At 62.5% G+C, this 995-nt stretch carries 1 protein-coding gene and 1 pseudogene; both read right to left on the reverse strand.

Annotation, left to right across the window (positions count from 1 at the left end; translation table 11 throughout):
- Positions 1-794 (reverse strand): alpha/beta fold hydrolase (locus AC1DU6_RS32785; RefSeq protein ID WP_477862455.1); only part of this gene is annotated, 794 nt, incomplete at its 3' end.
- Positions 791-995 (reverse strand): annotated as a pseudogene (locus AC1DU6_RS32790) (hypothetical protein); the annotation flags it as partial. The gene AC1DU6_RS32785 and the pseudogene AC1DU6_RS32790, both read right to left, overlap by 4 nt.

Genomic DNA, 995 nt, shown 5'->3' on the forward strand with positions numbered 1-995 from the left:
GGGTTCTCGCTCATCGGGAAATGGCCGAGCTGCTCCATCACGGTGACTTCCGTGCCCGCGATGCCGGCGGCCGTTCGCACGGTGTCTTCGGGCATGCAGGAGAAGTCGTATTCACCGGTGAGCAGATAGAGCGGACAGAGTTTTGTATCGATCGCCTTGGTGCGGCCACGCAGGTCACCATCGACACGATAAAAATACAGGTCGCCCTTGAACACGCCGGGGCCGCCCTGCTTGTAAGCCCACAGCGTTTCCATGCGCGCTGCCGCAGGAGACTGCGGCGCGACAAGGCCGGACACCAGCGCGGCGCAGACTTCACCACCATGAATGTCGGGGCGGTTGAGCCAGGTCGTATCGTACCACGGCGCCTGAAAGTCAGCGGCCTCGAGGCCGATCAACGCGCAGAATTCGCTGGCGTGATCGATCGCCAGATTGAGCACGATGCGGCCGCCGATCGAGCAACCCATCACGACAGGCTTGTCGAGATCGAGCGCCGCGCAGAACGCGCGGATCGTCTGTGTGTAGCGTGCGGTGGTGAGTTGATATTCGCTGCCGTCCCAGTTCGCCGGCGGATTCGACTTGCCATGCCAGGGCATGTCGAAGGCGATGATACGGTAGTTCCTCGTGAACTCCTCATCGGCAAGGAGATAGCGCCACTGCCGGTTGTCGGAGCCAGCAGTGTGCAGGCAGACCAGCGGAACGCCCTGCCCGGCTTCCTCGAAATAGATCCGGTGCGAGGTGCCGTCGATGTCGACATGCACGTAACGACCGACCATCGGTTCGATGTAAGCGGTCATGCGACACCTCCCGCGCTGCGCGGCAGCGCCAGCAGGTCCTTGAAATACTGAAGGTTGGTCATGAAGGGCTTGATGTCGCCTTCGAGCGTGGCGTCGCCGCGCTTGGTGAGCGAGAGCAGGTCATGCCAGCCTGCCTTTGGCATCGGTTGCCAGAACGCGGTCCATGCGTCAGGCGTGGCGCGATAGCCGAACGTCCACGAG

This window comes from Roseateles sp. P5_B10 (assembly GCF_056400485.1).